Genomic DNA, 14387 nt, shown 5'->3' with positions numbered 1-14387 from the left:
CGTCGGGGATGAGTACCAAGGACTTCATCGAGAAGGACTACTACAAGGTCCTCGGCGTCCCCAAGGACGCCACCGAGGCCGAGATCAAGAAGGCGTACCGGAAGCTCGCGCGCGAGTTCCACCCGGACGCCAACAAGGGAAACGTCAAGGCCGAGGAGCGGTTCAAGGAGATCTCCGAGGCGAACGACGTCCTCGGCGACCCGAAGAAGCGCAAGGAGTACGACGAGGCGCGCGCCCTGTTCGGCAACGGCGGCTTCCGCCCCGGGCCGGGCGCCGGCGGCGGCAACTTCAACTTCGACCTCGGTGACCTCTTCGGGGGCAACGCGCAGAGTTCGGGCGGCTTCGGCGGCGGGCTCGGCGACGTCTTCGGCGGCCTGTTCAACCGCGGCGGCACGGGCACGACCCGTACCCAGCCGCGGCGCGGCCAGGACATCGACACCGAGGTCACGCTGAGCTTCACGGAGGCCATCGAGGGCGCCACGGTGCCGCTGCGGATGTCCTCCCAGGCACCCTGCAAGGCCTGTTCGGGCACCGGCGACAAGAACGGCACGCCGCGCGTGTGCCCGACCTGCGTCGGCACCGGGCAGGTCGCCCGGGGCTCGGGCGGCGGGTTCTCGCTCACCGATCCCTGCCCCGACTGCAAGGGCCGCGGCCTGATCGCCGAGCACCCCTGCCTGGAGTGCAAGGGCAGCGGCCGTGCCAAGTCCTCGCGCACCATGCAGGTCCGCATCCCGGCCGGAGTGACGGACGGGCAGCGGATCCGGCTGCGCGGCAAGGGGGCGCCCGGCGAGCGGGGCGGACCGGCGGGCGACCTCTACGTCGTCGTGCACGTCGGCGAGCACCCGGTGTTCGGGCGCAAGGACGACAATCTCACCGTCACCGTGCCGGTGACGTACCCGGAGGCGGCCCTCGGCGGCGAGGTGCGGGTCCCGACCCTCGGCGGCCCTCCGGTCACCCTGAAACTGCCGCCCGGCACCCCGAACGGCCGCACCATGCGCGCCCGGGGCAAGGGCGCGGTCCGCAAGGACGGCACCCGGGGCGACCTTCTGGTCACCGTCGAGGTGAGTGTCCCGAAGGACCTGTCGGGGAAGGCTCGTGAGGTGCTGGAGGCGTATCGCGAGGCGACCGCGGGGGAGGACCCGCGGGCGGAGCTGTTCGAGGCCGCGAAGGGAGATTGAGAGCCCCATGGACACACCCGGCCGTCGGCGTAACCCGTATGAACTGACCGAGGAGACCCCGGTCTACGTCATCTCGGTGGCGGCCCAGCTCTCCGGACTCCATCCGCAGACGCTGCGCCAGTACGACCGGCTCGGTCTGGTCTCCCCGGACCGCACGGCGGGGCGGGGCCGCCGCTACTCGGCCCGGGACATCGAACTGCTCCGTCAGGTGCAGGCGTTGTCCCAGGACGAGGGCATCAACCTGGCCGGTATCAAGCGCATCATCGAACTGGAGAACCAGGTCGTCGCGCTCCAGTCCCGCGTGGCGGAGCTGCAGGCGGCCCTGGAGGGCGCGGCGGCCGCGATGCAGCAGCGCGAGGCCGCCGTCCACGCCTCCTACCGGCGCGACCTGGTGCCGTATCAGGAGGTGCAGCAGACCAGCGCGCTGGTGGTCTGGCGGCCGAAGCGGCAGCAGCAGGCGGACTGACCGCCCACGGGAAGCGGCACCGGAAGGGGCCGGAGACGGGAGACCGTCTCCGGCCCCTTCCGCGTGCGCGGCGGCCCCCCGACGGTTGCCCGGATCTTTGCCCACCCGTGAACTTCCTTTACGTGGAGGGTCCGTAAAGAGTGCTTGGAGGTGATTCCGCTCCTCCTTCACAGGTGCAGCGGAGCGTGCTGTTGCGCACTCGTTAAGTAGTTCCGCTTGACGCCGGGTGGCCGCTCCGCGTTGTCTTTTCAGACACCTGGGTCGTAAAGAAGCACCCACGTCCGGATCGCACCTGAAGTGAGCCCTCGAATGCGTCGTATCGCCATATCCGTGGCCGCGTCCACGATGATCCTTTCGCTCGCCGGGTGTGGCGTGCTGGACGCGACGGGAGACGGTGCGAGCGCGAGCCCGACGAAGGGTGACGACGTCACCGTCGGGCTGCTGCTGCCGGAGAAGGCGAACACCCGCTACGACAAGTTCGACTACCCGATCATCAAGGCCAAGGTGTCCGAACTGACCCGCAAGAAGGGCACGGTCCGGTACGCCAACGCGGACGCGGACGCCGCCCGGCAGGCCGGCCAGATGCAGGCGATGATCGACGACAAGGTCGACGTCATCCTGCTCGACGCGGTCGACTCGCACGGCATCGTCGGCGAGGTGAAGAAGGCCAAGGAGGCGGGTATCCCGGTCATCGCCTACGACCGTCTCGCCGAGGGCCCGATCGACGCCTACATCTCCTTCGACAACGAGCTGGTCGGCGAGGTGCAGGGCCGCACGCTGCTCGAGGCCCTGGGCTCGGGCGTGGACACCTCCGACAAGGTCGTCATGGTGAACGGCTCGCCCACCGACCCCAACGCCAAGCAGTTCAAGCAGGGCGCGCTGTCCGAGCTGAACGGCAAGGTCGACATCGTGAAGGCCTACGACACCCCCGACTGGAAGCCGGAGAACGCCCAGGCCTACATGACCAAGGTGATCGCCGAGATCGGCAAGGACAACATCGCCGCGGTCTACGCGGCCAACGACGGCATGGCGGGCGGTGTCATCAAGGCCCTCACGGCGGCCGGTGTCAGCAAGCTGCCCCCGATCACCGGCCAGGACGCCGAACTGGACGCCGTGCAGCGGATCGTCGCCGGCGAGCAGTACATGAGCGTCTACAAGTCCTACCCGGACGAGGCCGAGGCAGCCGCCCAGATGGCCGTCACCAAGGTGCAGGGCAAGGACATCCAGTTCGACGCGCTGACCCAGGACCGGGTCGACAGCCCCACCGACAAGGACATCCCGTCCCGGCTCGTCCAGGTGAGCGCCCTGACCCAGGGCAAGATCAAGGACACCGTCATCGCCGACGGCATCTACTCGGTCGGCGACATCTGCACGGCCAAGTACAAGGCGGCCTGCGCGTCGATCGGCCTGAAGTAGCCCGCGTCCCACCCCCCCCCGCAGCTTGTTGCGGTGCGGCGGGCGGAAGATCGTACACAACGTCACATACCGGCCCTTTTCCCTGCCCGGTGCGACCGGAGCCGTGTTGCGGACCCGGTCCCGGCCGCGCATAGTTGCGCTGCGGAAGTGGCAGCAACCGGGGGTGGAATGGGCGATGGCCGGGCACGGGGCGGAAGAGCACCCTCACGGTGCCGACCGGCTGTGCGGGGCCGGGGATCGCGTGTATTCCCGGGCCGTACGCCGGGGGCGGGTGCCGCGCACGGACGCCGAGCCGGTGCCCTGCCTGCTGGAACTGGCCCTGCTGCACCCCGATCCGGACGACATGGACTGGCTGGTGCCGACCTCACCGCAGGAGGTCATGACCCGGCTGCTGCGCGGGGTCCAGGACGAGGTCAGGGAGAGCCAGCGACGGGTGGGCTCGGCGGTCGCCGCCTTCGAGTGGTACGCGGGCCTGGGGCGGCAGCTCCAGGCGCTGTCGGCGTCCGGTGAGGGCACGGCCATCCGGGTGCTGGACGGGCTCTCCCGCATCCAGGCCGCGATGGACGAGGCGACCGCCGCGTGCACCGTGGAGGTGCTCACGGTGCAGCCGGGCGGCATCCGCCGCGAGGCCGAGCTGTCCGAGGGGCTGCACCGGGCGCTGGCACTGCGCGGCCGGGGCGTGCGCATGCGCGACCTGTACACGCACGTGGCCCGGCACGGGCAGGGGCTGCTCAACTACCTGGAGCTGATGGGCGGGGCGGTCGAGGCCCGCACCCTGGACGAGGTCATCGACCGGCTGATCCTCTTCGACCGCACGGTCGCGTTCATCCCCGCCAACTCCGAGCGCACGATCGCCCTGGAACTGCGGCACCCGGCGCTGGTCGAGTACCTGGTGACCGTCTTCGAGCGGCTCTGGCGTTTGGCGCTGCCGCTGACGGCGCCGCTGCCCGACACCGGCATCGAGGGCATCTCGCACCGCGAGCGGTCCATCGCCGCGCTGCTCGCCGAGGGCCACCAGGACGCGGTGATCGCCGAACGGCTCGGCATCAGCGTCCGTACCTGCCGGTCGCACATCGCCCGGCTGTCGGACACGCTCGGCGCGGCGAGCCGGACCCAACTGGGCGTGCGGATCGCCCAGGTTGGCCTGGACCGGCCCCCGCACAGCGGACCGCCGGCCACGCCCGCCGCGCTGGGGTTGCCCGGCCAGGGCTCGCCGAGCGTGCGCTGAGGCGCCCGGGCCACGCCCTTGCGTCAGTCGTGCTCCCCCGGGGCCGGCATCCCGGGCTCCGGGGCCGGTTCCTGGTCCAGCAGCCCGGAGCGGGCGATGAGATAGCCGAGCTGGGCGCGGCTGCCGCTGCCGAGGGCCAGGGCGAGCTTGGCGATGTGGGCACGGCAGGTGCGCACGTTCATGCCGAGACGCCGGGCGATCGCCTCGTCGACGTGGCCCTCGACGAGGAGCTTGGCTATGGAGTGCTGGATCTCCGTGATGCCGTCGGGAGCCGTCTCGTACGGGGCGCCCGCACTCAGCGGGACGGCGCGGTCCCACATGAACTCGAAGACCTTGATCAGATAGCCGACGAGTCCGGGATGCCGGAGTTCGAGGGCGACCTGCCGGTCGTCGCGGACGGGGATGAAGGCCACCGTCTCGTCGCAGATGATGAGGCGCTCGACGAGTTCGTCGATGGTGCGGTACTCCGCCTTGCCGGCGGCGAGCTGATCGACGTAGGCGAGTCTCTCCGGGCTGTACCGGGCGGTGTGCTGGTACAGGGTCCGGATCCGTACTCCGCGGTCGAGCAGCGGCTTGTCACGTTCCAGTCCTTCGATGAGTCTGCGCTCGGGGTGCCGGGCGCTCGGCTGGACCGTGAGGACCTCTTTCTGGCACTGGGCGGTCGCCAGGTCGAGCGCCGCGTTGATCCGGTCGAGCCCCTCCAGCACAGTGATGGAGTGCGTGGAGGCCGTCACCTGGGCGCTGAGGGCCAAGAACGGTTCGAAAGCCTCCGCGAGTCCGGTTGACAGCCGCCTGCGCTCGCTGATTTCGCGCTCGAGGGGATTGAGGCGCTGGGCCAGGGCGACCGACGGAGGCACGGGCAGCAGCCAGTTGACATCGTCAGGATCGGGATGGAGGAGCGCGAACTCCATCAGACAGGGAGCAATGCCCACGTCGGCGCGGGCGATACGTCCCGTGCGCAGCGCGTTCGCGTAGAGGCGGGTACCGTCCTCGCACAGGTCCGTCAGGGCATGGGAATGTGTCTCTTTAGTCCGATCCGTTGCCAAATCTCCACCCCCCAGGGTCCTGAACGTGCAGGAACATGATGCACTGATTGTGTGGCCATGACGTGCCCGAATGAGCCATCGTCTTGTTCGACGGGGGAAGTAGGGGACTTTCAAGTGAGGACGAAGCCGACTATGCGTAAGAGAATGCTTCGCTCGGTACTTGTCGCTGCCTTCTCCGCCGTGGTGGCCTTTGGATCGCTGAGTGGCCTCTCTGGCGCGAAGGGTGACGTTCGAGCGGACACCGTCTGGTCCGTAACTGCTCCCGCCGGCCCTGCCGGTAATGGCGCCTCAGCTGCCATCGCGGACGACACCGTGTGGAGTTGACGTGACCACTCCACCCGACGACCGATCCTTCCGGCGGGAGATGGCCACCGCCTACCGCTCCGGCTGGCACTTCATCGACCTGGTCACCGCCATCCCCCACAGTGGTGACTCGTTGATGGTGACCGTGTTCGGAGAGCCGGTCGTCGTCACCCGGGACGATGACGAGGACGTACGGGCCTACCGGTGCCTGCGCAAGCCGCGCGGGGCGCCACAGCCGGTGCGGTGCGCGATCCGCTACGGCATGATCTTTGTGAACCTGGATCAAAGGGACCACCGCCTCGCGGAGCCGGAGGACCCGGAACTCACGACCATCTCAGCCACCCCCCGCAGTGCCTGACGCGATTCCCCCGTCGTAAAAGATCGCTCAGGTGCTTCCCCCCGCAGCGGCGTCACCGTGACCTGAACACGGTGACGCCGCTGCAGTTTTATGGGCACATTTCCGGGTGTGGGAGCGCGGCCACGTCGGCTGAAACCGATCGTTTGTCAGCCGTGCCCAAGCGCCCGCTCGATCTCGATCTCGATCACCACCCGCCGCGGGTTCTCCGCCGGCACCCGGTGGTAGCGCTCGGCGTACCGCCGCTCCGCCTCCGCGACCCGCTCCCGGTCGTCGCGCACCCGCGCCCGGCCCTCCAGCGTGGCCCACCGGCGGCCGTCCACCTGGCACACCGCGACCCGCGCACCCTCGGCACCGGCCGCGCGGACGTGGGCCGCCTTCGCGCTGCCCCCGTTGGTGATCACCCGGGCCAGCCGCGCCTCGGGGTCGTACGTGACCCCGACCGGTACCACGTGCGGGCTGCCGTCGGGGCGCAGGGTCGTCAGGGTGCACAGATGCCGTTCCCGCCAGAAGGCGAGATACGGCTCGTCCGGGGCAGCCGGGTCTATGGAGTGCTTGGCCATGGCCGAAACCTAGCCGCAAATGCCCCCGTCTCGCGGCCTGCCGTGCCTTGAGTGGAATAGACTCAACTTTGCGTACGCTGGTCAAGTCAGCACTGGGAAGGATCCGGCCGCCGAGCCGACGCCGAGGAGGAGAACGGACACGTGGACGCCGAGCTGACCAACAGGAGCCGGGACGCGATCAACGCGGCCGGCAACCGCGCAGTCACCGGGGGGCACCCGGACCTCACCCCCGCTCACCTGCTGCTGGCTCTGCTCCAGGGCCAGGACAACGAGAACATCACCGACCTGCTCGCCGCCGTCGAGGCCGACCAGGCCGCCGTACGCTCCGGCGCCGAGCGCGTGCTGGCCGGACTGCCCAGCGTGACCGGCTCCACCGTCGCGCCCCCGCAGCCCAACCGCGAGCTGCTCGCGGTCATCGCCGACGCCACCGAGCGGGCGAAGGCGCTCGGCGACGAGTACCTGTCCACCGAGCACCTGCTCCTCGGCATCGCCGCGAAGGGCGGCGCGGCCGGCGAGGTGCTCCAGAAGCAGGGTGCCGACGCCAAGAAGCTCGAAGAGGCCTTCACCAGGGCCAGGGGAGGACGCCGCGTGACCACCGCCGATCCCGAGGGCCAGTACAAGGCCCTGGAGAAGTTCGGCACCGACTTCACCGCCGCGGCCCGCGAGGGCCGGCTCGACCCGGTCATCGGGCGGGACCAGGAGATCCGGCGGGTCGTGCAGGTGCTGAGCCGCCGTACCAAGAACAACCCCGTCCTCATCGGTGAGCCCGGCGTCGGCAAGACCGCCGTCGTCGAGGGGCTCGCCCAGCGGATCGTGAAGGGCGACGTGCCCGAGTCGCTGAAGGACAAGCGGCTGGTGGCGCTCGACCTCGGCGCGATGGTGGCGGGCGCCAAGTACCGCGGCGAGTTCGAGGAGCGGCTGAAGTCCGTGCTCGCCGAGATCAGGGACTCCGACGGGCAGATCATCACCTTCATCGACGAGCTGCACACCGTCGTCGGCGCCGGTGCCGGCGGCGACTCCGCCATGGACGCGGGCAACATGCTCAAGCCGATGCTGGCCCGCGGTGAGCTGCGCATGGTCGGCGCCACGACCCTGGACGAGTACCGGGAGCGGATCGAGAAGGACCCCGCCCTGGAGCGCCGCTTCCAGCAGGTGCTGGTCGCCGAGCCGACCGTCGAGGACACCGTCGCCATCCTGCGTGGGCTGAAGGGCCGGTACGAGGCCCACCACAAGGTGCAGATCGCGGACAGCGCGCTGGTGGCCGCCGCCACCCTGTCCGACCGGTACATCACCTCCCGCTTCCTGCCCGACAAGGCCATCGACCTGGTCGACGAGGCGGCCTCCCGGCTGCGTATGGAGATCGACTCCTCCCCCGTGGAGATCGACGAGCTCCAGCGCTCCGTGGACCGGCTGAAGATGGAGGAGCTGGCGATCGCCAAGGAGACCGACCCGGCCTCCCGGGAGCGCCTGGAGAAGCTGCGCCGCGACCTCGCCGACAAGGAGGAGGAGCTGCGGGGCCTGACCGCCCGCTGGGAGAAGGAGAAGCAGTCCCTCAACCGGGTCGGCGAGCTGAAGGAGCGCCTGGACGACCTGCGCGGCCAGGCCGAACGCGCCCAGCGCGACGGTGACTTCGACACCGCGGCCAAGCTGCTCTACGGCCGGATCCCGGAGCTGGAGAAGGAACTGGAGGCCGCCTCCGAGGCCGAGGAGGAGGTCGCCAAGGACACCATGGTCAAGGACGAGGTCGGCTCCGACGACATCGCCGACGTCGTCGGCGCCTGGACCGGCATCCCCGCCGGACGCCTGCTGGAGGGCGAGACGCAGAAGCTGCTGCGCATGGAGGACGAGCTGGGCCGGCGCCTCATCGGCCAGACCGAGGCCGTGCGCGCGGTGAGCGACGCCGTACGGCGCTCCCGGGCCGGGATCGCCGACCCCGACCGCCCCACCGGCTCCTTCCTCTTCCTGGGCCCGACCGGTGTCGGCAAGACCGAGCTGGCAAAGGCGCTCGCCGACTTCCTCTTCGACGACGAGCGGGCCATGGTCCGCATCGACATGTCGGAGTACGGCGAGAAGCACAGCGTGGCCCGGCTGGTCGGCGCGCCTCCCGGCTACATCGGCTACGAGGAGGGCGGCCAGCTCACCGAGGCGGTGCGGCGGCGCCCGTACAGCGTGGTGCTGCTGGACGAGGTGGAGAAGGCCCACCCGGAGGTCTTCGACATCCTGCTGCAGGTGCTTGACGACGGCCGCCTCACGGACGGTCAGGGCCGCACGGTCGACTTCCGCAACACCATCCTGGTGCTCACCTCCAACCTGGGCAGCCAGTTCCTGGTCGACCCGGTGAGCAGCGAGGCGGAGAAGCGGGAGCAGGTCCTGGAGGCCGTACGGGCCTCCTTCAAGCCCGAGTTCCTCAACCGGCTCGACGACCTGGTGGTCTTCACGGCGCTGACCAAGTCCGAACTGGAGCGGATCGCCGGGCTCCAGATCGACCGGCTGGCCAGGCGGCTGGCCGAGCGCCGGCTCACGCTGGACATCACGCCCGAGGCGCTGGCCTGGCTCGCCGAGGAGGGCCTGGACCCGGCCTACGGCGCCCGTCCGCTGCGGCGCCTCGTGCAGACCACGATCGGTGACCGCCTCGCCAGGGAGATCCTCTCCGGCGAGGTCAAGGACGGCGACACGGTCCGCGTGGACCGCTTCGAGGAGGGTCTGATCGTGGGCCCGGTGACGGGCAAGACGCTCTGACGCGGACGGCCGGGAGGCCCGGGGCGGGGTCCCCGCCCCCCAGGTCGCGGGGCGGGTGCCGTGCGGCCCCCGCCCGGCTCACCGGATCATGTCAGCCCTGGGCTGACAGGCCGCGTCGGGGCTTGCCACCCCCCTCCCCGCATGGGGGAGGATGGCGGGATCCAATGAAGGGAAAAACACGGTGAGCATCGACCCGTCCTCGATTCCGAACTTCGGGGGCCAGCCCGAACCGCAGCCCCAGGGACCGGTGGGCCCCGTCGTCCCGGATCAGGACCTCGTGAAGCAGCTCCTCGACCAGATGGAGCTGAAGTACGTCGTCGACGAGGAGGGAGACCTCGCGGCGCCGTGGGAGCAGTTCCGCACGTACTTCATGTTCCGCGGGGAGGATGAGCAGGCGGTCTTCTCGGTGCGGACCTTCTACGACCGGCCCCACCAGATCGGCGAGAAGCCGCAGCTGCTGGAGTCCGTCGACGACTGGAACCGCCGCACGCTGTGGCCCAAGGTGTACACCCACACCCACGACGACGGCACCGTCCGTCTCATCGGCGAGGCTCAGATGCTGGTCGGCACCGGTGTCGACCTCAACCACTTCGTCTCCTCCACGGTCAGCTGGGTGCGGGCCGCGATCGAGTTCGACAAGTGGCTGGTGGAGCAGCTGGGCCTGGAAGAGGAAGTGAACGAAGCGGAGAAGCCCGAGGACGACGGGGAGTAACCCCGCCCCGGCCGGTCCGGGGGCCACGGCCCCCGGACCCCGCCCTCACATGTGCCGCAGCCGCTCCGCCGCCTCCCGCAGCACCTCCGGGCGCTTGCAGAACGCGAACCGCACGAACGGCGCTCCCGCCTCGCGGTTGTCGTAGAACACCGCGTTGGGGATGGCCACCACGCCCGCCCGCTCCGGCAGCGCGCGGCAGAACGCGAAGCCGTCCTTCTCGCCGAGGGGCCGGATGTCCGTGGTGATGAAGTAGGTGCCGGCCGGCCTGAAGACCTCGAATCCGGCCTGGGCGAGCCCCTCCGCGAGGATGTCCCGGCGGTCGCGCATGTCCGCGCGGAAGTCCTCGTAGTACGAGTCGGGCAGCGCCAGAGCCTGAGCCACCGCGTACTGGAACGGGCCCGCGGACACGTAGGTCAGGAACTGCTTGGCCGAGCGCACGGCGGTCACCAGGGCCGGGGCGGCCGTCACCCAGCCGACCTTCCAGCCGGTGAACGAGTACGTCTTGCCGGCCGAGCCGATCGTCACCGTCCGCTCGCGCATCCCGGGGAACGCGGCCAGCGGCGTGTGCTCGGCGTCGTCGAAGACCAGGTGCTCGTAGACCTCGTCCGTCACCACCAGCAGATCCCGCTCCACCGCCAGTTCGGCGACCGCCGCCAGTTCCGTCCGGGTGAGGACCGTGCCGGTCGGATTGTGCGGGGTGTTGATCAGCAGCAGGCGGGTGCGGTCCGTGACGGCCGCGCGCAGTTCGTCGAGGTCCAGGCGGAAGGCGCCGTCGTGCGGCCGGAGCGTCACCGGTACCCGGCGGCCGCCCGCCATCGCGATGCTCGCCGCGTAGGAGTCGTAGTACGGCTCCAGGGCCACCACCTCGTCGCCGGGCTCCAGCAGCGCCAGCAGGGAGGCCGCGATGGCCTCCGTGGCGCCGGCCGTGACCAGTACCTCGGTGTCGGGGTCGTACGACAGCCCGTAGCGCCGGAGCTGGTGCGCGGCGATCGCGGTGCGCAGTTCGGGGACGCCCGGGCCCGGCGGGTACTGGTTGCCGCGCCCGTCGCGCAGCGCGCGTACGGCGGCCTCCCGGATCTCCTCGGGGCCGTCGGTGTCGGGGAAGCCCTGTCCCAGGTTGATCGCCCCGGTCGACACGGCGAGGGCGGACATCTCGGCGAAGATCGTCGTGCCGAACTCCGCCAGACGGCGGTTGAGGTGCGGGCGCGCGGAGGAGGTCATGCCGGCCATCCTGCGCCCAAGCTCTGGACTTGCTCAACTCTGCTTTGGCGCGCTCGGCGGCCGGGCATCCCCCGGTCACCGCACGAGAGGCGGTGACAGCGAGGCGCCCACGGGGGGCCGCTTCGGGGGAAAGGAAGGAGGGCGGCGCCATGGAGATCGGATTCGGCCTGGCTCTGCTCGCGCTGCTGATCATCGCGGGGGCGGCGGACCGGGCGCGCAGGAAGCGGGCCGGGAACAGGGGCCCGGACCTCAAGAAGGGCAGGACCCGTTCGACCGGCCGGTCCCGCGCGCCCCGCACGCGGTCCTCGTCGTCCTCGTCGTCGTACGACAGCGGCGCCAGCTGGTGGGTCGCCGGTGCGGCGGACACCGGATCGTCGTCCGGCGGCCATCACGGCGGAGGCCACTCCGGTGGTCACCACTCCTGCGGGGGCGGAGGGCACTCGTCGTGCGGCGGCGGCTCCTCCTGCGGCGGCGGCTCGTCCTGCGGCGGGGGGTCCTCGTGCGGGGGCGGCGGTGGCTGCGGGGGAGGAAGCTGACGGAACACGAGCGGGGGAGGCGGCCGGCACGGGGCGGCCGGCTTCCGGGGCCCGGGCGCCCGCCGGAGGAACGCATCCGGCGGGCGCCCGGGTGTTCGCCGGCCGCGCGCCCGGCGCACGCCGTAGTTGAACAGTTGAGCTGTGGAGCCCTCTGAGGGATGGAAACCCCACGAACTTGGGTAAAAACGCTGTGGTGGAGCCACTGTTCATGATTCCCTCTAATTCACCAACGCGGCCGTCCTACTCACCGACACAGCCCTCGGACTCCCGCAGTCGCCCCCACCGGCCGGGCTGACTGGGCTGACAAGGCCGAACTCCCCCCTCCTTGTTCGTTAGCGGAGCCGACCCATGCTCACGACCCTGAACACCTCCTACACCGACACCCGTGCCGCCGACCTCGCCTGGGCCCTCGGCCGCGAACCGCTGCCCGCACTGGCCACCCTCGACCTCGAACTGGGCGGATCCCGCCTGCAGTTGCGGCTCCTCGGCGCCTCCCACCAAGTGCTGCTCGAGGAGGAGCGGGGGCGATGTTCGGAGACGGTCGCGTGCATCGCCGGTTCCAGCACCCCGCTTCCGCTGGGTGTGGCCAAGCGCGTCGACGACTGGGAGTACGAGTTCGCGGCGCGCGTCGAGGTGCTCACGCCGGGCTCGTTCGAGGGCCGCGCACAGGAGTTGCTGGCCCTCGTCTCCGACCATCCGCACGGCCTCGCCGGCGTCTTCCCCGGCAGCCCGCACGCCTTCACCGCGCTGCTGGCCCAGTGGCACGAGGGCCAGGTCCACTGGCGCACCTGGCACGCCTACCCGCAGGACGGGCAGTTGGTGGCGACCCGGACGCGGGTCGGGGCGCGGGTCCCGGCCGGCCGGACGGGGTCACACGCGTTCCGCGCGGCATAAACCAGAAATGCGTCAACTGCCCGGAGATCCACACGTGTGGGTGACGAAGCGTACCGAGTGCGTGACGTAACGTCGCAGCGTGATCGATCCGCACGCTCCCGCTCCGCCGGCGGCCCCGCCCTGGACAGGTCCCGTACGGCTGCCCCTCCGGCCCGGCACCGGGCGGTTCCTGGTCCTCGTGTGCGTCTTCGTCTGCGCGGCCTGCGGGCTGGTGTACGAACTCGAACTCGTCGCCTTCGCCTCGTACCTGATCGGCGACTCGGTCACCCAGGCCTCCGTCGTGCTGTCCGTGATGGTGTTCGCGATGGGCATCGGCTCCCTCGCGGCCAAGCGGCTGCGCTGGCACGCGGCCGCCGGGTTCGGCGCGATCGAGATAGCGCTCGCCCTGGTGGGCGGCTGCAGCGCGATGGCGCTGTACGCGGTCTTCGCCTGGACCGGTGGCTGGGGCGGCGTCTGGGCCGACGGCCCGCGCTGTCTGCTCGTCGCCTTCTCGCTCGCCATCGGCCTGCTCGTGGGCGCGGAGGTGCCGCTGCTGATGGAGCTGATCCAGCGCATCCGCCGCCAGGACGCGGGGGGCGCGGTCGCCGACCTGTTCGCCGCCGACTACGTGGGCGCGCTGGTCGGCGGTCTCGCCTTCCCGTTCCTGCTGCTGCCGTTCCTCGGCCAGTTGACGGGGGCGCTGCTCACCGGCGCGGTCAACGTGATGGCCGGAGGAGCCCTGGTGCTCGGCCTGTTCCGCCGCGACCTGACCCGCCGCGCCCGCTGGACCCTGCTGCTGGTCGGTCTCACCGTGCTCGGCGTCCTCGCCGCCGCGGCCGCCCTCGCCGGCGACTTCGAACGCGCCGCCCGGCACGCGGTGTACGGCGGGGACGTCCGGGTCGCCGTGCGGACCGGCGTGCAGGAGGTCGTCCTCGCCGGCGGCACCGGCGGCCGGCCCCTCGACCTCTTCCTGGACGGCCGGCTCAGGGTCGGCGGCCGCGACGAACGCCGCTACCACGAGGCCCTCGTCCAGCCCGCGCTGAGCGGCCCGCACACGCGCGTGCTCATCCTCGGCGGCGGTGACGGACTGGCCGCCCGCGAGGTCCTGCGCCACCGCGACGTGCGCCGCGTCGACCTGGTCGAACTCGACGCCGGCCTCACCCGCCTGGCCCGCCGCGACCCCGGCCTGTCCGCCCTCAACGGCCATGCCTACGACGACCCCCGCTTGCGCCTGACGACGGCGGACGCGCTCACCTGGCTGCGCGGGGCGCCGGCGGGGGCGTACGACGTCGTGATCGCGGACCTGCCCGACCCCGGCATCACCGCCAGCACCAAGCTGTACTCCCAGGAGTTCTACGGCCTGGCCCGCCGCGCCCTCGCCGCCGACGGGCGGCTCGTGGTGCACGCCGGTCCGGTCACCGCCCGTCCCCGGGCCTTCTGGACGGTGGCGTCGACCCTCCGGGCGGCCGGCTTCGCCACCGCCCCCTACCGGGTCCCCGGCCAGGACTCCGGCTTCCCGGCCGGTCCCGACCGCTCGGCCGACGCCTCCCGGGCCCCGCACGACTGGGGGTTCCTGCTGGCGGCACCGGGCGGTACGGCGCCGCGGCTGCGACTGGACGCCGAGGGGCCCGCGCCCCGCACCCTGACCGGGGACGGCCTGGCGGCCGACGCGCGCGCCGCGGCCGCCACGCGGATCGGGGGGCTGCCGGCGTCGACGCTGGTGCACCCGAGGTACTGACCGGGGTCCGCGC

The 14387-nt window shown here is 71.3% G+C and carries 13 protein-coding genes; 10 read left to right on the top strand and 3 right to left on the bottom strand.

What is annotated here, in order from left to right; all coding sequences use genetic code 11:
• Nucleotides 1–8 precede the first annotated feature (8 nt).
• The 4 genes from dnaJ (at nt 9) to AB0924_RS01095 (ending at nt 4288) form a co-directional block, all read left to right on the top strand.
• Nucleotides 9–1178, top strand: coding sequence for a molecular chaperone DnaJ (gene dnaJ, locus AB0924_RS01110; RefSeq protein ID WP_358933096.1), 1170 nt, complete (start codon nt 9–11; stop codon nt 1176–1178).
• A gap of 7 nt (nt 1179–1185) precedes the next feature.
• Nucleotides 1186–1644: a helix-turn-helix domain-containing protein gene (locus tag AB0924_RS01105; RefSeq protein ID WP_359547926.1), complete on the top strand. Its 459-nt coding sequence runs from the start codon at nt 1186–1188 to the stop codon at nt 1642–1644.
• A gap of 309 nt (nt 1645–1953) precedes the next feature.
• Complete coding sequence (locus tag AB0924_RS01100) at nt 1954–3060, top strand: substrate-binding domain-containing protein (protein WP_358933092.1); 1107 nt, start codon at nt 1954–1956, stop codon at nt 3058–3060.
• 175 nt (nt 3061–3235) lie between these two features.
• Nucleotides 3236–4288: a helix-turn-helix transcriptional regulator gene (locus AB0924_RS01095; RefSeq protein WP_358933090.1), complete on the top strand. Its 1053-nt coding sequence runs from the start codon at nt 3236–3238 to the stop codon at nt 4286–4288.
• 23 nt (nt 4289–4311) lie between these two features.
• Here AB0924_RS01095 and AB0924_RS01090 read toward each other — a convergent pair whose 3' ends face one another.
• A complete protein-coding gene (locus tag AB0924_RS01090) occupies nt 4312–5334 on the bottom strand; it encodes a helix-turn-helix transcriptional regulator (RefSeq protein WP_358933088.1) in 1023 nt (340 codons plus the stop codon).
• A 325-nt stretch (nt 5335–5659) separates the two neighbouring features.
• Here AB0924_RS01090 and AB0924_RS01085 point away from each other — a divergent pair, with 325 nt between their 5' ends.
• Nucleotides 5660–5995: a hypothetical protein gene (locus AB0924_RS01085; RefSeq protein ID WP_358933086.1), complete on the top strand. Its 336-nt coding sequence runs from the start codon at nt 5660–5662 to the stop codon at nt 5993–5995.
• A 146-nt stretch (nt 5996–6141) separates the two neighbouring features.
• Here AB0924_RS01085 and AB0924_RS01080 read toward each other — a convergent pair whose 3' ends face one another.
• Nucleotides 6142–6555, bottom strand: a complete 414-nt coding sequence (locus AB0924_RS01080) for a PPOX class F420-dependent oxidoreductase (protein ID WP_358933084.1) — start codon at nt 6553–6555, stop codon at nt 6142–6144.
• 141 nt (nt 6556–6696) lie between these two features.
• Between AB0924_RS01080 and clpB the strand changes: the two genes are divergently transcribed.
• Together clpB and AB0924_RS01070 are read left to right on the top strand one after the other, a co-directional pair.
• Entirely contained in the window at nt 6697–9294 is a 2598-nt protein-coding gene (gene clpB, locus AB0924_RS01075; protein WP_358933082.1) for an ATP-dependent chaperone ClpB, read from the top strand.
• Between the two features lie 181 nt (nt 9295–9475).
• The gene (locus tag AB0924_RS01070; RefSeq protein ID WP_351673254.1) at nt 9476–10006 is read left to right on the top strand and encodes a YbjN domain-containing protein; all 531 of its coding nucleotides are present in this window, start codon (nt 9476–9478) and stop codon (nt 10004–10006) included.
• Nucleotides 10007–10051: 45 nt separating this feature from the next.
• Here AB0924_RS01070 and AB0924_RS01065 read toward each other — a convergent pair whose 3' ends face one another.
• Complete coding sequence (locus AB0924_RS01065; RefSeq protein ID WP_358933079.1) at nt 10052–11236, bottom strand: pyridoxal phosphate-dependent aminotransferase; 1185 nt, start codon at nt 11234–11236, stop codon at nt 10052–10054.
• A 140-nt stretch (nt 11237–11376) separates the two neighbouring features.
• Between AB0924_RS01065 and AB0924_RS01060 the strand changes: the two genes are divergently transcribed.
• The 3 genes from AB0924_RS01060 to AB0924_RS01050 all read left to right on the top strand — a co-directional run bounded on the left by AB0924_RS01060 (nt 11377) and on the right by AB0924_RS01050 (nt 14374).
• Nucleotides 11377–11763: a hypothetical protein gene (locus tag AB0924_RS01060; RefSeq protein ID WP_358933077.1), complete on the top strand. Its 387-nt coding sequence runs from the start codon at nt 11377–11379 to the stop codon at nt 11761–11763.
• Nucleotides 11764–12111: 348 nt separating this feature from the next.
• Nucleotides 12112–12657 carry a DUF2617 family protein gene (locus tag AB0924_RS01055; protein ID WP_366910372.1) on the top strand — a complete coding sequence of 182 codons (546 nt, stop codon included), beginning with the start codon at nt 12112–12114 and terminating at the stop codon, nt 12655–12657.
• Nucleotides 12658–12736: 79 nt separating this feature from the next.
• A complete protein-coding gene (locus AB0924_RS01050; RefSeq protein ID WP_366910371.1) occupies nt 12737–14374 on the top strand; it encodes a polyamine aminopropyltransferase in 1638 nt (545 codons plus the stop codon).
• Nucleotides 14375–14387: the final 13 nt, after the last annotated feature.

The sequence above is a fragment of the Streptomyces sp. NPDC047869 genome (genome assembly GCF_040704065.1).
Lineage (GTDB): Bacteria > Actinomycetota > Actinomycetes > Streptomycetales > Streptomycetaceae > Streptomyces.
Note: the sequence above shows the minus strand (reverse complement) of the source record. Positions and strands in the feature narration are given on the sequence as shown.